This window comes from Clostridium sp. M62/1, assembly GCF_020736365.1.
Lineage (GTDB): Bacteria > Bacillota > Clostridia > Lachnospirales > Lachnospiraceae > Otoolea > Otoolea saccharolyticum_A.
In genome coordinates, this window is record NZ_CP085988.1 from 1,783,134 (window position 1) to 1,800,369 (window position 17,236).

Sequence of the window (17,236 nt, forward strand, 5' to 3'; positions counted from 1 at the left end):
GCTATTTGTCGTGTTTTCCTTTAGTGTTAATGGAATCAAAATTGGTTTTATGAGCAGTGAAGGCAAAGGAAGATATTTGAATAAGGGGAGAAGAAAAAGTAACTTACTGGGGGAGTGAAGTAAGGATGGGCGAGAATACAAAGAAGTTGAGAATTGCAATGTTCGGCCAGAAAAGGTGAAGCCGAAATAGTGGCTTCGAGGGGGTAGTCGAAGAACTCAGCACTCGGATGGTGAAGTTAGGTTACCTGGTGACCTGCTATATGAAAAAATGTTGAGGTGTGAATCGATGATAAAAAATAAAGAAAGAGAAATATGGGTAGATAATATTAAGGTTATCGCATGTACACTTGTTCTGTTGGGACATTTTTTTCAGAGTATGGTTTCGGCAAATTTAATGCCTGCCAATGATTTATATCAATGGTTTAATCAAACAATTTACTATTTTCATGTACCCTTGTTCTTTATTTGTTCTGGTTATTTATATCAGAAATTGAGCAAAGTGAACAATATAACCAGCTGGGCTCATAATATTTTAAAGAAAGCAATAAATTTAGGGGTTCCATACTTTACATTTTCATTTCTTACTTGGGCAATGAAAACTATTTTTTCGGGTTCTACTAATAGTTCAATAAGTGGATTAGGTGAGACGTTATTTTTTAAACCAACAGGAGCTTACTGGTATTTGTATGCGCTATTCTTTATCTTTTTGATTACACCAACTTTTAGAAATAGAAGAATGAATTTTGTAGGATTCGTCATAGCATTGATTTTAAAATTTGTCTCAATCATCTGTGGCGGATTTGGAGTAAATGCAATATCTTATGTTTTATCAAATGAGATATGGTTTGTAATCGGGATGTGTTTAAATGCAGTAAACTTTGAGGTATGGGATGTTGGTAAAATTAAGGTCTCGATTGTTACAGGGATTGTATTTCTCGCTTTGAGCATAGTTGTTTATCTTCTGGAAATTGATAACGGACTAATAGGTTTTTTACTAGGCTTATTAGCTTGTGGTTCTATTATTGTAGGAATTTATATCATATATAAAAATAGAAATCAATCCGTACTGTTTGCCTTTCTCTCGAAATATACGATGCCAATTTTCGTAATGCATACTCCGTTTGCTGCAATGATGCGAATTGTATTACTTAGATTGGGAATATATAATCTTGTGCCGCATTTCATTTTAGGAATAGGTATAAGTTTTGCTGGCCCTATAATAGCAGCGTTTATAATGCATAAATCTAAATGGCTAGAATTCTTTCTTTACCCAGGGAAATTGATAAAAATGAAATTCTAGCATGCAGAATAATTTTGCGTCGATAATAAAGGTGTTTTTATTTTATAAATGTGCGGGAGTGGACTTAAGATGGGAGAAAGTAAAAAACTGAAAATTGCAATGTTTGGTGATGGAGATATAATAGGGACAACCAAGAAAAACCACGTAAAATCAAGGCTTTTGACGGCTTGACCCGAATCTCAAATCTAAATTTTTATGCAGAGAGGGTTTAGAGACGATAAAAGCTATAACAGTGGATGGCTTCTTGGCTGCTCTATTTGACCCAACCATGAGAGCGTAAAAATTTGAATAGGAGGTTTGAGGCAAGCCTATGCCAGGCACGAAAGTGTCTGGTATGGGCTTGTTGTCGTGTTTGTCTTTAGCGTTGATGAAATCAGAGCTGGTTTCATGAGCAGTGAAGGTAAGCCAGGACAAAAATATGACGAGGAGAAACAAAATGAAAGGGATCATACTCGCCGGAGGCTCCGGCACAAGATTATATCCATTGACGAAGGTTATTTCCAAACAGCTCTTGCCTGTTTATGACAAACCAATGATCTACTATCCGATGTCCGTTCTGATGAATGCAGGCATCCGGGAAATTCTGATTATCTCTACTCCACAGGACACGCCCCGTTTCGAGGACTTGTTGGGTGACGGCCATCAGTTTGGCGTCAACCTCACCTATGCGGTTCAGCCTTCTCCGGACGGTCTTGCCCAGGCTTTTATTATCGGAGCAGATTTCATTGGGAACGAGCCTGTGGCGATGGTCTTGGGCGATAACGTCTTTGCCGGACACGGCCTGAAGAAAAGATTGAGAGCGGCTGTTGCCAATGCAGAATCCGGTAAGGGTGCAACGGTGTTTGGGTACTATGTGGACGATCCCGAACGATTCGGCATCGTAGAGTTTGATAAGAACGGCAAGGCCGTCAGTATCGAGGAAAAGCCGGAACATCCAAAGAGCAATTACTGCGTGATTGGCCTTTACTTCTATGACAATCAGGTCGTGGACTATGCCAAGAGCCTGAAACCTTCCGCACGCGGTGAACTGGAAATTACCGACCTCAACTGGATATACCTAGAAGCTGGAAAACTGAATGTAGAACTGTTGGGCCAGGGCTTTACTTGGCTGGATACCGGCACCCATGAGAGCCTGGTAGACGCAACCAATTTTGTCAAGACGATGGAGCAGCACCAGCATCGTAAGATCGCCTGCCTGGAAGAAATTGCGTATCTGAACGGCTGGATTACCAAAGAGGAGGTTCTGGCCGTCTATGAGGTATTGAAGAAAAATCAGTATGGCCAGTATTTGAAAGATGTCTTGGACGGCAAATACCTGGATGTGCTGCACTGAAATAGATAGAGGAGAAAAGAGAGTATGAAGAAGTATTTGATCACTGGCTGTGCCGGTTTTATTGGTTCCAACTTTGTTTATTATATGCTGAAAAAATATCAGGACATTCTGCTGGTCAATCTGGACAAGCTGACCTATGCCGGAAGCCTTGAAAATCTGAAAGGCGTTGAGGGAGACCCACGCCATGTCTTTGTGCAGGGCGATATTTGCGATAAAGACCTGGTCGCCAGTCTGTTTGAAAAATATGACTTTGATTATGTAATCAACTTTGCTGCGGAGAGCCATGTAGATCGCAGCATTGCCAACCCGGAAATCTTTGTCCAGACCAATGTGATGGGGACGATCAATCTTCTTCAGCGGGCGAAGGAAGCCTGGTATAACCCGGAGACAAAAGCCTGGAAAGAAGGCAAGAAGTACCTTCAGGTTTCTACCGATGAGGTTTACGGCGCGCTGGGTACAGAAGGCTATTTTACTGAGACCACTCCGCTGTCTCCCCACAGCCCCTATTCTTCCTCCAAAGCCAGCGCGGACCACTTTGTGCAGGCGTTCCATGACACCTATGGTATGCCGGTGAATATCACCCGTTGCTCCAACAACTACGGTCCTTACCAGTTCCCGGAGAAGCTGATTCCCCTGATGATTAACAATGTCAAGCATCACAAGCAGCTCTCTGTGTACGGTGACGGTATGCAGATCCGTGACTGGCTGTATGTGGAGGATCACTGCAAGGCCATCGACATGGTGGCAAACGATGGCAAGATCGGCGAGGTCTATAACGTGGGCGGACACAACGAACGCCCCAACATCTTCATCGTTAAGACCATTATCCAGCAGCTTCATGACCGCCTGAAGGATGAGGGCATCTCTGAAGACCTGATTAAGCATGTGGAGGATCGTCTGGGTCATGACCGCCGTTATGGCATCGACCCTACTAAGATTAAGAATGACCTTGGGTGGTATCCAGAGACTCCATTTGAGAAGGGCATTGTCCTGACCATCGACTGGTATCTGGAGCATGAGGACTGGATGAACAATGTGACCAGCGGCAATTACCAGAAATACTACGAGGCAATGTATAAAGCAAAAGTGGAAATCTAAAGGGTTGAGGTTGTGGGAAGGATGAAGTTTTTTGTAACTGGCGTCAATGGTCAACTTGGCCATGACGTGATGAATGAATTGAATAAAAGAGGTCATGAAGGTGTTGGTTCCGACATTGCAGGGTCTTATGCCGGTATTGCTGACGGATCGGCTGTAACCAGCATGCCCTATGTCGGCCTCGACATTACTGACAAAGAAGCCGTGCTGAAGGTTATTTCTGAGATTAAGCCGGACGCCGTCATCCACTGCGCAGCGTGGACAGCAGTGGACATGGCAGAAGACGACGACAAGGTGGAGAAGGTTCGTGCCGTCAATGCAGGTGGAACTCAGAATATTGCAGAGGCCTGTAAAGCCATCGACTGCAAAATGCTCTATTTGTCCACAGATTATGTGTTTGATGTGCAGGGAACGGAGCCTTGGCAGCCGGACTGTAAGGACTATAAGCCGTTGAACGTCTACGGTCAGACCAAGCTGGAAGGCGAGCTGGCGGTGGCGAACACACTGGAGAAGTACTTCATCGTTCGTATTGCATGGGTGTTCGGTCTGAATGGCAAGAACTTCATCAAGACGATGATCAATGTGGGTAAGACCCATGATGAGGTCCGGGTGGTTAACGACCAGATTGGCACGCCGACCTATTGCTTTGATCTGGCGCGGCTTCTGGTGGATATGTGCGAGACAGAGAAGTACGGCTACTATCACGCTACGAATGAGGGCGGTTATATTAGCTGGTATGACTTCTGCTGTGAGTTTTACAAGCAGTATGGCTTGAAAACGAAGGTAACACCTGTGACTACTGCGGAGTATGGCCTGAGCAAAGCCGCCCGGCCATTCAACAGCCGACTGGACAAGAGCAAACTGGTGGAGAATGGCTTCCAACCGCTGCCCACATGGCAGGATTCAGTAAGCCGTTACCTGAAGGAAGCACAGCTGTAAACGATAGAAAGATTTGGAGATAAAGACAATGGGACAGATAAGTGTTGAAAAGAACGTAGGTGGCATCGAGGGGCTGTGTGTGATTACTCCGGCTGTCCACGGCGATGCTCGTGGTTATTTCATGGAGACCTATAGCCAGAGGGATATGGAAGAGAACGGAATCAACATCAATTTCGTTCAGGACAACCAGTCCATGAGTGTGAAAGGTGTGCTCCGTGGACTTCACTTCCAGAAGAACTTTCCGCAGACCAAGCTGGTTCGGGTGATTAAGGGCTCTGTATTCGATGTGGCGGTTGACCTGCGCTCCGGCAGCGAGACCTACGGAAAATGGTACGGCATCGAGCTGACCGAAGATAATAAGAAGCAGTTCCTCATTCCCAGGGGGTTCGCACACGGATTCCTTGTGCTGAGTGATACCGCAGAGTTCTGCTATAAGTGCGATGATTTCTACCATGCAAGCGATGAGGGCGGTCTTGCTTGGAACGACCCAGAGATTTGTATTGTGTGGCCGAAGGTTGAAGGGACGTATCAAGGCACAGCAAGTGCTGAAGGGTATAGCGTAGACGGAGTGGCACTCAATCTAAGCGATAAAGATCAGAAGTGGCTTGGATTGAAGGACACATTCAAGTTTTGAGAACATAGGGGTAGAAAAATGCATCGGGAAAACGAAGTACAACATGTATTTCTGGTAGGCGCTAAAAGCTTAGGAGCCTATGGAGGTTATGAGACATTTGTAAACAAACTAACCGAATATCATCAGAATGATTGTAGAATCAAATATCATGTGGCATGCAAAGCTAATGGACAGGGCGCAATGATTCCGGCAAAGATAGATGGCGCTGTTATTACATCTCCGACTACTTTTACATACCACAATTCAGAATGTTTTCAGATAAACATTCCAGAGAGACTTGGCCCCGCGCAGGCAATTTATTATGACTGTAGCGCGATGACAGAGTCAGTGAAAATCATTAAGGCCCAGAAAATCAATAATCCAATTGTGTATGTTATGACATGTCGGATTGGTCCATTCTTTGGAAAGTATGTAAATGCTATCCATAAGCTTGGTGGAAAGGTTTATTTGAATCCTGATGGGCACGAGTGGAAGCGAGCTAAATGGAGCAGACCAGTAAGAGCATACTGGAAAAAGAGCGAGGAGTTGATGGTAAAACAGAGTGATCTGATTATCTGTGACTCTATAAATATCGAAAAATATATTAAGAAAAGATATGGTGTGACGAATACTACATACATTGCATATGGCGCTGAGACAAGAAAATCTGTTGGCGCGGATGAAAGATATGCCAAGTGGCTGAAAGAAAAGGGTCTTAGTGACGGATGCTTTTATTTGGTCGTTGGACGATTCATCCCCGAAAATAACTATGAGACGATGATCTGCGAGTTTATGAAGAGCAACACTACAAAGGACTTAGCTATTATCACAAACTCGGATGAGAAGTTCTTAGAAGAGCTTGATAAGAAACTGGGCTTTCAGAAGGATAAAAGAATCAAATTCGTAGGTACTGTGTATGACCAGGAATTACTGATGAAAATTAGAGAGCAGGCATATGCCTACTTACATGGCCATGAAGTTGGAGGTACAAATCCAAGCCTTATTGAAGCTTTGGGAAGCACGGAATTGAATCTTTTGTTGAATGTTGGCTTTAATCAAGAGGTTGGTTTGGAGTCGGCTCTTTATTGGACAAAAGAAGATGGCAATTTGGCTCAACTAATTGATAAGGCTGATGCTATGAAAGCTGAAGATAGATTGGCATTGGGGGCTAAAGCAAAAGAAAGAGTTAGAACCGCATACAGTTGGAAGCTCATTTGTGACAGATATGCGGAAGAGTTTTTGAGATGAGTGGATGGTTTTGAGCCGAAGGTAACAACTGTACATACAGAAGAGTATGGAATAAGCAAAGCCAAAAGAACTGTGAACAGTAGACTGGATAGAAGCAAGTTGGTTGAAATGGGATTTTGGTCGCTTCCTTCTTAGCAGGATGTAGTATTACGAAAAACAGATATAGCGAAACTGTAGATTTAGGTGCTGACTTAAAATATTCTTTTTACCAGATTTGAAGGAGGATTTTTATATGCAAGAAATGACTAATCAAGAGATGCAAGCGGTAGAACTTGATGTATTGAGGGTATTAGCGCGGATATGCGAAGAGCAGCATCTGGATTACTTTCTTATCTACGGAACATTATTAGGAGCTGCACGCCATAAAGGTTTTATCCCTTGGGATGATGATCTTGATATTATGATGAAGCGTGCTGATTATGATAAGCTTCTGAAATATTTGATGGATCATGAAAGTGAGCTTTTACCGTATAAGTTGTTCTGTAAGTATAATAATCCAGAATACCCATTTATGATTGCAAGATTTTGTGATACCCGTTACAAGTATGTTGCAAATAATGAGAAGGACTGCGGCATGGGCATTTTTGTGGATATCTATCCTTTGGATGGCGCTGGTCGCACATGGAAGGAAGTTCAGAGAAAGGGTAACTATTATAGATTCCTCTCTTCTATGTGTTTTCTCGCATCAAGAGAACACTTTTTTGTTGCACACGAGGAGTATTCATCAAAGAAGAGTATCAAACAGACGATAGTAAAGTATCCTTTGTATTTGATTGCTAAAACTACAGGCGTGCGTTTTTGGTTCAAGCGTCTCGAAGCGTTGAAAGAGAAGCATAAATACAGCGAATGTGATTATGTTGGGCCAACCACTTGGCAGAGTGATTATAAGCGCGATGTGATGAAAAAAGAGTGGGTTGACGAAACTGTATTGATTGAATTTGAAGGGGAACAGTTCAGAGCACCAAAAGAGTATAAAAAAATACTTAAGCATAAATATGGTAATTATATGGAGATGCCTCCTGTAGAGAAGAGAGTAGCTACACATGATTACAAGGCGTATAGAAAATAAGAGGTTAAAGAAAATGAGCAAGATCAAGGCGGTAATTTTTGATATGGATGGAGTGCTGATTGATGCAAAGGAATGGCATTATGAAGCACTCAATAAAGCACTGTCCTTATTCGGATATGAGATCAGTAGATATGACCATCTGATTACTTATGATGGACTTCCGACTAAGAAAAAATTGGAAATGTTGTCTATGGAGAGAGGACTTCCTGAAAGACTTCATCCGTATATCAACATGCTAAAGCAGAAGTATACAATTGAACGAGTATATATGGACTGTCATCCTATTTTTACTCATCAGTATGCATTGTCTAAATTAAAAGCGGAAGGTTATCATCTTGCTTGCGCATCTAATTCAATCAGAAATTCAATTCAGCTGATGATGGAGCAGAGCGATTTGTTGCAGTATTTGGATTTCTTTTTGAGTAATCAGGATGTTGTAAAGTCAAAACCGGATCCTGAGATTTATATAAAATCTATTGAGAAGCTTGGACTCACTCCAGAAGAGTGCGTTGTATGTGAAGATAACAAGAATGGCATTATGGCAGCCAAGGCCGCTGGCGCACATGTATTGGAAATTTCCACTGTGTACGATGTAAATTACGATAATATCAAGAACTTTATTCATAGTATCGAAGCAAAAGAGGTAAAGTAATATGAAAGTGATTATTCCTATCGTTGGAAACGATTCTTTAGAAAACAATACTGATTATATGCTGAGCCTTTATGAGATTGAAAGAAAAACGATTTTTCAGTACTGCTATGATTTCTTGAAGCCGATAAAGGATGCTGAATTTATTGTCGTTCTCAGAAAAGCGGATGTTAAAAGATATCATTTTGATCAGATAGTAAAGCTGTTGATTCCTGATGCAAAAATTGTAATAGCTGAAGGAAATACGAAGGGTTCGGTCTGCAGTTGCTTGCTTGCAATTGACTATATCAAGGATGATGAGCCGTTGGTTATTTCAAGTAGCAATCAGCTGTTTCTTGCAAATACAAATGAAGTTGTAAATGAATTTATTGAGAAAGATTATGATGGAGGGATTGTCACATTCGAAGATATTCATCCTAAGTTCTCATTTGTTAAACTGGATAAGGAAGGATTGGTTATTGAGGCCGCTGAAAAAAGACCTATTAGTAAGCATGCTACTGCAGGATTCTATTATTTCAAAAAAGGATCTGACTTCATTGAAAGTGCCATTTCTATGTTGTCAAAGGATGCATCTGTAAATGGACTGTTTTACCTTTGCCCTGTATATAATGAAATGATTTTGAAGCAGAAAAGAATTGGAGTTTATCCTATTGAAAGAGAAGATTATTTCCTGCTGAAGACCGAAGGCGGTATTGAGGCATATAAACAGTATCTTAAAGAACAGAGAGGAAAGAAAAATGATTAATATAGTTATACCGATGGCTGGCCGTGGAAGCAGATTTGTAAATGCCGGATACAAGAAGCCGAAACCGTTAATTGATGTGAAAGGTCATTATATGATTGAGTGGGTAGTAAAGAACCTGACTCCTGCATGTGAGCACAGATTTATATTCTTGTGTTTACAAGAGCATATTGATCAATTTGGCCTTCCGGAGTACTTAGAAAAAATAGCTCCTGGTTGTGTTGTTATTCCAGTGAATCAGGTGACTGAAGGAGCAGCATGCACTGTATTACTTTCAGAAGAGTATATCAATAATGATGATGAACTTATGATTGCAAATTCTGATCAGTATGTAGACTGTGATATTAATGAGTACATTAATGCTCAGGGAGATAATGACGGTCTCATTATGACAATGTATGCAGATGACGATAAATGGTCATTTATTGCTTTCGATGATCAGAAACTTGTAACAATGGTTAGGGAGAAAGAAGTAATCTCTAATGAGGCTACAGTAGGCATTTATAACTTTAAGCATGGAAAAGATTTTGTACGTTATGCGCACAAGATGATCGACTTGGATCTGCGAGTAAAGGGCGAATTCTATGTGGCTCCTGTCTACAATATGCTAATTGATGACGCTAAGAAGATTGTTTTTCATAATATTGGTAGTGTTGGCGCAGGAATGTACGGATTAGGTGTACCGGAAGATTTGAAAGCATTCTTGGCGCATCCAATTTCTGAGAAGTTTTGATTTGACTAGGAGAAAAGCACCATGGGGCTGAAACAAATATTTGAAAAACAGGGTGGTATGAAACTGCTTAAGCAGTATTGGCGAGGTGGTGCTTTTTTCACTGCTGTAGGCGAATTTGTTTTGCTTGGAAAAAGCAGAACGGCATTAGAAATCCTTAGATTATCAACACAGCTTAAGACAAAACAAAAACTTTATAAGAGATACCATCGGGTTTTAGATGAGTTTGAAAAAAACTACGACAACAATGCATCACATGAGGTATCGAACAAGGTATGGATATGTTGGTTCCAAGGAATTGATCAGGCTCCGGCACTTGTACAGAAATGCTATCAGTCAGTGAAGGAAAATATGGCTGATAAGGATGTTGTGTTGCTTACAACAGAGAATATGTTTGACTATATTCAATTCCCGCCGTTTATTGTTGAAAAGTGGAAAGCTGATATCATTACACATACGCATATGACAGATCTTATGCGATTAGAACTTCTTATTCGTTATGGTGGGTTGTGGCTTGATGCTACTGTTTTTTGCAGCGACAGTAGTATTCCATCCTATTTTTATCAATCAGATTTGTTTATGTATCAATGCCTGAAGCCGGGACGTGATGGGCACGCAAACTATATTTCTTCGTGGTTAATGTCTGCGAAAACGAATAGCAAGGTGTTAATGGCGGTGAGAGACCTGTGTTATGCATACTGGAAAGAGAACAACAGCATGTGGGATTACTTCTTGTTGCATGACTTTATCGCAATCGTTTTGGACAGATTCCAAGAGGATGCACGAGCCATCGTTCCAAGAGATAATGCAACTCCACATATATTGCTGCTTAGATTGTTTGACAAGTTTGATGAAGAAACCTGGAATACAATTAAAGCCCAAACACAGTTTCATAAGTTGACGTACAAATTTACGGAAGAACAAAAACGAATGAAAGGCACGTACTATGATGTGCTGTTTCGATAAGGATAATGACTATGAAAAAAGCCGGATTATGCGTTCGATATGATTGCAACAATTATGGAAGCATGTTGCAGATTCTTGCCACTCAAAAAGCAATTGAGAAAATGGGATGGCAATATGAAATAATACGATACGATAAACAAACGCTGTTATTTCTTATAAAGAATATCACCCGTTTGTTTAATCCTTACTTCATGAGAGGGAAAATAATAGCTTACAAAAAGAATAAAAGCATAAAGGCAAATCCTGAGATACAGAAGAACAATGCCGCTCGTTTGAATAGATTCAGAGATTATCGTAAGAAATATATTGGTCCGTACTCAACAGTCTTCAAAGGTGAGAAAAAGCTGACTCAGGCAACCTTGGCTTACGATGCTGTTATTGTTGGAAGTGACCAGTTATGGACACCAGCCGGAATAAAAAGCAGATTTTATAATTTGTTATTTGTTCCAGATAGCGTAAGAAAAATAGCGTTTGCAACGAGCTTTGGAATTAGTGAAGTACCAAAAAACCAAATAAAACTGACAAAAGAATACTTAGAGCGTATTGAGTTTTTGAGCGTTAGAGAAACAACAGGAGCTGATATCATCAAGAGATTAACTGGTAGAGATGCTAAAGTTGCTGTGGATCCCACGCTTCTATTTAATGAAGATGAGTGGAATTCTATTTTTCCATATGAAAGACAGAGTTCAGAACCATATATATTCGCCTATTTTTTAGGTACATCTGAAGTGCATAGGAGACTCGTGGAGGAGTTCGCGAAAGAAAAGAACCTAAAAATTATAACTTGTCCTCACCTTGATGAATATGTTGAATCAGATAATGAATTTGGTGATGAACAGAGGTTTGATGTTGATCCGGTTGATTTTCTTAATCTGATTAGAGGTGCCGAGTATATATGCACGGATTCATTCCACGGCTCGGTATTCTCTATTTTGAATCACAAAAAATTTGTGACATTCAGTAGGTATACAGATGCAATCAGGAAGTCAAAGAATGGTCGTATTGTAAGCCTTTTTAGTCAGTTGGGCATCTCGAATCGACATGTTACAAGTTATGATACTGGAATTTCAGATATTATTGATGCAGAAATAGATTATGGTTCTGTTGATTCTGTGTTAATTGGGTTGAGAAATGAAACCTATGAATTCCTTGATAAAGCGTTAAATGGATAAAGGATTGCAGAAATGAAAAATATATGCTCAGATATTCAATCGTGTACAGGCTGCACCGCATGTGCTAACGTGTGTCCAAAGGGCTGCATTGAGATGAGAGAAGATTCAGAAGGTTTTTTATACCCTTTTGTTGATGAGAAGGCGTGCGTTAACTGTAAATTATGTGAAAAAACCTGCCCTGTTAATAATCCTCCAAAGCTTAATGATGTTCAAAAGGGATATATTGTTAGAAACATAGATAAGAGAATTGTAAGCAATAGTACCTCTGGTGGAACAAGTGCGGCATTTGCGAATTATGCGTTTCAACAAGAGGGGATCATATTTGGCGTTGGTTATGATAACAATATGGTTGCTAGGCACTTTGGCATCAATCGGACAGAAAAAGATCGTGTCAGTGAGATGCAAGGATCCAAATATGTGCAGAGCACTCTGGGGATGACCTTCAAAGAAGTCAAAACAGTGTTGGATTCAGATACATTTGTAGTATTTACAGGAACTCCTTGTCAGATAGCAGGCTTAAAGTCCTATTTGAACAAGGAATATAAAAACCTGATTACTGTTGATTTAGTGTGTCATGGAGTTTCTTCACCACTTCTGTTTAAAAAATATGTTGAATATATGGAAGATAGGTACGGATCAAAAGTTACGGATGTGAGATTTCGTAATAAGACCTATGGATATCATAGTAGTACTATGATGGTTGCTTTTGAAAGCGGAAAGAGATACTACGGTAGTGGAAGAATAGATTATATGGCGAAGGCTTATTTTAGCGGAGCCTGCTCGAGAAAGTGTTGTTATCAATGCTCATTTAAGGGGGATGCAAGATGTAGCGATTTGACAATATTTGATAGCTGGAATGTCGGTAAGCTTAATCAGGATTGCAAAGATGACGATCTAGGATTCACTAATGTTTTTATCCATACAAAGAAGGGAGATACATTTGTTAATGAACTTACAGGTGCTCTTCAATTATGGGAAGCTGATCCGGTACTAATGCATTGCTTAGATGGTGTTATGATTTCTAAGCAGCCATCGAGGGCAGCATTTCGAGAAGAATTGCTTCGGAAAATCGCTCAAGGACAATTCCAGGAGGTAATGCAACGATATCTGCCTGTTACGACAAAGGATCATGTCGTTGAATGGGGAAAAGGGATGCTTCACAGAATGGGTATTATGAGAATTGTGAAGCAGGTGAAAAATGGAGGAGACAGCAAATGAAAACGTTAACGATTTCTATCGCAGCGTATAATGTTGAAGATTATTTGGGAGACACATTGGAATCTTTCTGTATTCCGGAAGTAATGGATGATATTGAAGTTCTTGTTGTAGACGACGGATCAAAAGACAATACTCATCAGATTGCAGAAAAATACCAAGAAAAATATCCAAATACATTTAGATGCATTCCAAAAGAGAATGGAGGTCACGGCTCAACTGTAAATAAGGGTATTGAACTGGCATCTGGTAAATACTTTAAAGTGGTCGATGGCGATGATTGGGTTCAGAAAACTGACTTTGTACAGTTGGTTGAGTATTTGAGAACTGCGGAGACAGATTTGGTTTTAACGGATTTTAGCCGTGTATATACAGATGGAAGCAAAAAGAAAGAGCTTTACTTTTCTGAATTCGAGGTAGGAAAAGTATATCCTGTTTTAGATATGCCCGAAATCGAAAGCATTGCTATGCATTCCATTGCCGTTAGAAGTCAACTACTAAAGAACAATGGAGTTCGGCTTTCAGAGAAGTGTTTTTATGTTGATATTGAGTATGTAGTTTATATTCTAAATCATGCAGAATCTGCTGTTTACATGCCATATGATGTGTATATGTATAGATATGGAACTCCTAATCAAAGTGTTAATGTTAAAAATATGATAAAAAACATTGGCATGAGGATAAAGGTATCCTCTGGGCTTGCGGAGTACGTAACTATTTATAAAAAATCAGCAGAGTTTAATCCTAAGCGCTATGAATTGATGAAGAAAAAAGTAGTGAGGATGATTTCCGGTACATGTTTGGTGTACTTGGCTTATGATGATACTAAAATTGCAAAGAAGGAATTAAAGGCCTACGAAGAAACTATCAAATCTATCTCAAAGGAGTTGTTTGACGAATCTGGAAATGAGAAAAAAGTAAGAATCATGCGTTTTATGAACCATGTATTATTTCCGATCGAGAATAAGATGTATCATTTGTTAAAAATGTAGGCGATAGGGTGATGTAATGCATTTTTCATGGAAAATATCGAAGAATCAATTGATATTTGGATTACTGTATTCGATTTTTATATTTTCAGAACAGGTAGCTGATGATGGTTCTGTATTAGCACGGTTATCAAATACCGTTGATTCTTTAAAAATAAAATACATGATGGCAGTTCTAGCAATAGGAATTCTTTTGTTACGTTACATAAGAAATCCAGGTAGATTTGTTCGATTTAGAGATGAGGCAAAGAACGTTTTATTAACTACGGTTATTTTGTCCACTATTACAGTAATCAAGCAAATGCAGAATGGTTTTATGGGGGCTAGCTATAATGAAGTGTTCTTCTGGCTTGTTCCAATTATTTATGTCTATTTTTTGGTTAACTGCATTAATGACATAAAACCGTATATGGATACGGCATTTATCATACAGCTCATCTTTTTCTTTATTGATATTATGGACAAACTGTCTATAAAAAATATACTTGCGATTAATTTTATCACTTCAAACTCAGCGTTTGAGAGTGAGTATTCTTTTTACGGTCTTGTGTTTTTTATGTTCTATTTATTCATGAAGGATAAGCGGAGGGCTGTACTTAGTTTATTCATGACAATCCTGGCATTTAAGAGAATGGCAGTAATGTTCGCATTGGTCGTATTGATTATGAGTGTGCTCCAGACAAAACGAGGAACGTTTAATAAGACCCCATCGCCAAGAGGAGTGTTTATTGTGACAGTGCTTTTTATCATTGTCCCGATAGGTTTTCATTTGATATGCTCTGATTCGTTTGGAAGCTGGTTTTATAGCGTTACAGGATTAAACTTTAATGCATTTATATCCGGACGATTAGAAAGACTAAATCTCTGTATCGATAATGAAATGAGATACGGACTTGGATCATCAACACAGTTTTTGAACGAGGTCCTAGGAAGAGGTTTTAGCAGAAATCTTCATAATGATGTGCTTCGAATATATCTAGAATGCGGTATTATTGGAACAATAGCTTTTACATATGATTATTTCAAAATGGCGTCGAAATCGAGAATGTCCTTTATGCTGATGTTGTACTTGTTTACAGATATGATGTTTAATCATTTTCTTGGAGCTGGAAGAACAGCATTCTGGATTATTATTTATTTAGCTATATGCTCATTCAATGAAGCATCTCGGGCTTCGAGCTGGCTATTAGAAGAGTATAAGTAACATTTGAGATGTGAGTGGTGTTATGGAAAGAGACAAAATATATAATCTCGATGGAAAAAAATGGATATTGACGGATTTCTTCGACACCTTAGTTCATAGAACTGTCCATGAAAAGACAGTTAGAAAATGTTGGGCAGGTTTGGTATCTGAACAACTAGAAAATAAGGTCTCCCCCAATTTATTGCTATCCATTAGAAGTACAGCAACAAAGCAACTTGCGAAGACAAGTAAAACTGAAGAACTTTGTCTGGTAGATATACTAGAAGAAATGTATGTTTATTTACATTCTTTAATATCTATTCCTCTAGGAAGATTTATTGAACTCTGTGTTGATGCAGAGTTATTGGCTGAAACAAAGCACCTGTATTTGGATGACTCAATGATTGCGTTCTTAAGAGAAAAAAAGAAAGAGGGCTTTAGAATTGCTGTTGTTTCAGATACATATCTCTCAGAAGACAACTTAAAGAGAATAATGACTTGCTTAGGCATTGATGATTTTACCAGTGTGCTTTTTGTATCAAGCGAATATGGAGTAAAAAAACAAACAGGAAATTTGTATGAAGTTGTAATAAAGGCTTTAGGAAATGCTGCGGATTTAGTTATGTTTGGCGATAGCAAGATAGCCGATTATGAAATGCCGTTAAAGCATGGAATCGAGAGCTATCAGCTAGAGTGGTCGGATAACTATACGTGTGTTGATGTTAAAAAAGAATTTAGGCGTTTGTATGTTGAAGGAAAGAAAACACCATTTTCCAACTACGCCTTTATATATTATTTGTATATAGATAGATTGTATCACCGATTAGTAGAGCTGAATGCTAAGAAAGTTTTTTTTCTTGCCCGAGAAGGTTACTTTTTAATTACTCTATTTAATTCTTATCAATCTGCTAAAGCCCGAAAGTTTGATGCAGAATACTTATATGTTTCCAGAAAGGCTACATTACTTGCTTCGCTACAAGGATCTGCAGAGACGGAATTCTTATCAATCTTTAGATCATATAAGGATCTGGATATTGAATCATTCCTTAAAAATCTCTCCTTTACAGATGACGAGGTTGAAACTGTAGAGAGAGAATTGGATGTAGATTGTTCAAAAGTAATATATGGTTTACATCATTCTTGCGAGTTTCAGACCTTGTTAAAATGTGAAGTATTCAAAGATATTCTTGACAGAAAATGTATAAGAGAAAAGAAGTTATTTGAACAATACATTAAGCAGCAGGGAGTATTTGCAGGAGATGAAATTATACTAGTTGATGTTGGTTGGAAGGGGACAATTCAAGATAATGTTTATTATGCCTTAGGCGAAAAATATAAAATCAGAGGGTTATACTTAGGATATGAGAATTGCACTGGAAGCGAGAGTTGGCATAACATAAAAGAAGGCCTAGTATTTTCAAAATATCCTGCGCCTTCAAAAAACTTTTCGATGTGGGATTTTGAAACTCATTTAATAGAGCAGATGTTGGCAGCTCCTCATGGTTCAACATATGGTTACCGTGATGAAAATGGAATGATAATGCCTATCCTTGAAGAGTATAGCGATGAGGATAAGGAATTGTATTCTCTGGCAAAAAGCGTTCAAGATGGAATCACAGAGGTTTTTATTGGCTTATGCGATGTTATTAATTCAAATTACGTCAGCACAGCTGAGATTGTTTCGCTGTTATCGTTATATCATCTTAAGACACTTCTGCTATTGGATGAAAAATGTATTGAATTTGAAAGAGTGGCTCTAACACCCAAAACGAACAATTTTGGTTGGTTCAAAAAAATACCTACACGAACGAGCAAGAAGGAAAAGATATTATCAATGCTAAAAGATCTTAAGCAGATTAAGACTTCGGGGCTTGGCTTTATGAGTTTCGTTAGCTATTTTTCAATCAAACTTAATGCGAGACATAAGTATTCGTGGAAAAAAATTGCTTATAGGCTTGTTTATGTAGTTGAGAGAATGCTGCTGGAAAAATGA

Annotated in this window: 17 protein-coding genes; 16 read left to right on the forward strand and 1 reads right to left on the reverse strand. The window is 39.2% G+C overall.

Going from position 1 to position 17,236, the window contains the following annotated elements; translation table 11 throughout:
- The first annotated feature begins 286 nt into the window (after positions 1-286).
- From LK436_RS08430 to cps2T, 6 genes are all read left to right on the forward strand, one after another.
- Positions 287-1,300 (forward strand): acyltransferase family protein, encoded by a 1,014-nt coding sequence (locus LK436_RS08430; protein ID WP_008395234.1) that lies wholly within the window; start codon positions 287-289, stop codon positions 1,298-1,300.
- Positions 1,301-1,736: 436 nt separating this feature from the next.
- Positions 1,737-2,633 (forward strand): glucose-1-phosphate thymidylyltransferase RfbA, encoded by an 897-nt coding sequence (rfbA, locus tag LK436_RS08435; RefSeq protein WP_008395231.1) that lies wholly within the window; start codon positions 1,737-1,739, stop codon positions 2,631-2,633.
- A 24-nt stretch (positions 2,634-2,657) separates the two neighbouring features.
- The gene (rfbB, locus tag LK436_RS08440; RefSeq protein ID WP_008395230.1) at positions 2,658-3,731 is read left to right on the forward strand and encodes a dTDP-glucose 4,6-dehydratase; all 1,074 of its coding nucleotides are present in this window, start codon (positions 2,658-2,660) and stop codon (positions 3,729-3,731) included.
- Positions 3,732-3,752: 21 nt separating this feature from the next.
- Positions 3,753-4,667, forward strand: coding sequence for a dTDP-4-dehydrorhamnose reductase (rfbD, locus tag LK436_RS08445; protein WP_008395229.1), 915 nt, complete (start codon positions 3,753-3,755; stop codon positions 4,665-4,667).
- A 28-nt stretch (positions 4,668-4,695) separates the two neighbouring features.
- Complete coding sequence (gene rfbC, locus LK436_RS08450) at positions 4,696-5,301, forward strand: dTDP-4-dehydrorhamnose 3,5-epimerase (RefSeq protein WP_008395228.1); 606 nt, start codon at positions 4,696-4,698, stop codon at positions 5,299-5,301.
- An 18-nt stretch (positions 5,302-5,319) separates the two neighbouring features.
- On the forward strand, positions 5,320-6,528 hold the full coding sequence (gene cps2T, locus LK436_RS08455; RefSeq protein WP_008395227.1) for a beta 1-4 rhamnosyltransferase Cps2T: 1,209 nt from the start codon (positions 5,320-5,322) through the stop codon (positions 6,526-6,528).
- On the opposite strand, the gene LK436_RS18530 is transcribed toward cps2T, so the two are convergent.
- Positions 6,491-6,688 (reverse strand): hypothetical protein, encoded by a 198-nt coding sequence (locus tag LK436_RS18530; RefSeq protein WP_083794717.1) that lies wholly within the window; start codon positions 6,686-6,688, stop codon positions 6,491-6,493. The two genes, cps2T and LK436_RS18530, sit on opposite strands and share 38 nt — an antisense overlap.
- Before the next feature lie 72 nt (positions 6,689-6,760).
- Between LK436_RS18530 and LK436_RS08465 the strand changes: the two genes are divergently transcribed.
- Genes LK436_RS08465 through LK436_RS08510 form a run of 10 tightly spaced genes read left to right on the forward strand, consistent with a single transcriptional unit; the run spans position 6,761 to position 17,236 of the window.
- A complete protein-coding gene (locus LK436_RS08465; RefSeq protein ID WP_008395226.1) occupies positions 6,761-7,597 on the forward strand; it encodes a LicD family protein in 837 nt (278 codons plus the stop codon).
- Positions 7,598-7,610: 13 nt separating this feature from the next.
- The gene (locus tag LK436_RS08470; protein WP_044930361.1) at positions 7,611-8,249 is read left to right on the forward strand and encodes an HAD family hydrolase; all 639 of its coding nucleotides are present in this window, start codon (positions 7,611-7,613) and stop codon (positions 8,247-8,249) included.
- A gap of 1 nt (position 8,250) precedes the next feature.
- On the forward strand, positions 8,251-8,991 hold the full coding sequence (locus LK436_RS08475) for a glycosyltransferase family 2 protein (RefSeq protein WP_008395223.1): 741 nt from the start codon (positions 8,251-8,253) through the stop codon (positions 8,989-8,991).
- A complete protein-coding gene (locus LK436_RS08480; RefSeq protein ID WP_008395222.1) occupies positions 8,984-9,721 on the forward strand; it encodes a glycosyltransferase family 2 protein in 738 nt (245 codons plus the stop codon). Before LK436_RS08475 ends, LK436_RS08480 begins: the two co-directional genes overlap by 8 nt.
- Positions 9,722-9,742: 21 nt before the next feature.
- Positions 9,743-10,684, forward strand: coding sequence for a capsular polysaccharide synthesis protein (locus LK436_RS08485; RefSeq protein WP_008395221.1), 942 nt, complete (start codon positions 9,743-9,745; stop codon positions 10,682-10,684).
- Positions 10,685-10,695: 11 nt separating this feature from the next.
- On the forward strand, positions 10,696-11,856 hold the full coding sequence (locus LK436_RS08490; RefSeq protein WP_044930360.1) for a polysaccharide pyruvyl transferase family protein: 1,161 nt from the start codon (positions 10,696-10,698) through the stop codon (positions 11,854-11,856).
- A gap of 12 nt (positions 11,857-11,868) precedes the next feature.
- The gene (locus tag LK436_RS08495) at positions 11,869-13,074 is read left to right on the forward strand and encodes a Coenzyme F420 hydrogenase/dehydrogenase, beta subunit C-terminal domain (protein ID WP_083794709.1); all 1,206 of its coding nucleotides are present in this window, start codon (positions 11,869-11,871) and stop codon (positions 13,072-13,074) included.
- The gene (locus tag LK436_RS08500) at positions 13,071-14,063 is read left to right on the forward strand and encodes a glycosyltransferase family 2 protein (RefSeq protein WP_008395215.1); all 993 of its coding nucleotides are present in this window, start codon (positions 13,071-13,073) and stop codon (positions 14,061-14,063) included. Before LK436_RS08495 ends, LK436_RS08500 begins: the two co-directional genes overlap by 4 nt.
- A gap of 16 nt (positions 14,064-14,079) precedes the next feature.
- Positions 14,080-15,264: a hypothetical protein gene (locus LK436_RS08505; protein WP_008395214.1), complete on the forward strand. Its 1,185-nt coding sequence runs from the start codon at positions 14,080-14,082 to the stop codon at positions 15,262-15,264.
- Between the two features lie 22 nt (positions 15,265-15,286).
- The gene (locus LK436_RS08510) at positions 15,287-17,236 is read left to right on the forward strand and encodes an HAD family hydrolase (RefSeq protein WP_008395213.1); all 1,950 of its coding nucleotides are present in this window, start codon (positions 15,287-15,289) and stop codon (positions 17,234-17,236) included.

What these genes read in the sequence shown, in the direction of transcription:
- LK436_RS08430 (WP_008395234.1), top strand. Translation starts at nt 287, where the DNA reads ATGATAAAAAATAAAGAAAGAGAAATATGGGTAGATAATATTAAGGTT.
- rfbA (WP_008395231.1), top strand. Translation starts at nt 1,737, where the DNA reads ATGAAAGGGATCATACTCGCCGGAGGCTCCGGCACAAGATTATATCCA.
- rfbB (WP_008395230.1), top strand. Translation starts at nt 2,658, where the DNA reads ATGAAGAAGTATTTGATCACTGGCTGTGCCGGTTTTATTGGTTCCAAC.
- rfbD (WP_008395229.1), top strand. Translation starts at nt 3,753, where the DNA reads ATGAAGTTTTTTGTAACTGGCGTCAATGGTCAACTTGGCCATGACGTG.
- rfbC (WP_008395228.1), top strand. Translation starts at nt 4,696, where the DNA reads ATGGGACAGATAAGTGTTGAAAAGAACGTAGGTGGCATCGAGGGGCTG.
- cps2T (WP_008395227.1), top strand. Translation starts at nt 5,320, where the DNA reads ATGCATCGGGAAAACGAAGTACAACATGTATTTCTGGTAGGCGCTAAA.
- LK436_RS08465 (WP_008395226.1), top strand. Translation starts at nt 6,761, where the DNA reads ATGCAAGAAATGACTAATCAAGAGATGCAAGCGGTAGAACTTGATGTA.
- LK436_RS08470 (WP_044930361.1), top strand. Translation starts at nt 7,611, where the DNA reads ATGAGCAAGATCAAGGCGGTAATTTTTGATATGGATGGAGTGCTGATT.
- LK436_RS08475 (WP_008395223.1), top strand. Translation starts at nt 8,251, where the DNA reads ATGAAAGTGATTATTCCTATCGTTGGAAACGATTCTTTAGAAAACAAT.
- LK436_RS08480 (WP_008395222.1), top strand. Translation starts at nt 8,984, where the DNA reads ATGATTAATATAGTTATACCGATGGCTGGCCGTGGAAGCAGATTTGTA.
- LK436_RS08485 (WP_008395221.1), top strand. Translation starts at nt 9,743, where the DNA reads ATGGGGCTGAAACAAATATTTGAAAAACAGGGTGGTATGAAACTGCTT.
- LK436_RS08490 (WP_044930360.1), top strand. Translation starts at nt 10,696, where the DNA reads ATGAAAAAAGCCGGATTATGCGTTCGATATGATTGCAACAATTATGGA.
- LK436_RS08495 (WP_083794709.1), top strand. Translation starts at nt 11,869, where the DNA reads ATGAAAAATATATGCTCAGATATTCAATCGTGTACAGGCTGCACCGCA.
- LK436_RS08500 (WP_008395215.1), top strand. Translation starts at nt 13,071, where the DNA reads ATGAAAACGTTAACGATTTCTATCGCAGCGTATAATGTTGAAGATTAT.
- LK436_RS08505 (WP_008395214.1), top strand. Translation starts at nt 14,080, where the DNA reads ATGCATTTTTCATGGAAAATATCGAAGAATCAATTGATATTTGGATTA.
- LK436_RS08510 (WP_008395213.1), top strand. Translation starts at nt 15,287, where the DNA reads ATGGAAAGAGACAAAATATATAATCTCGATGGAAAAAAATGGATATTG.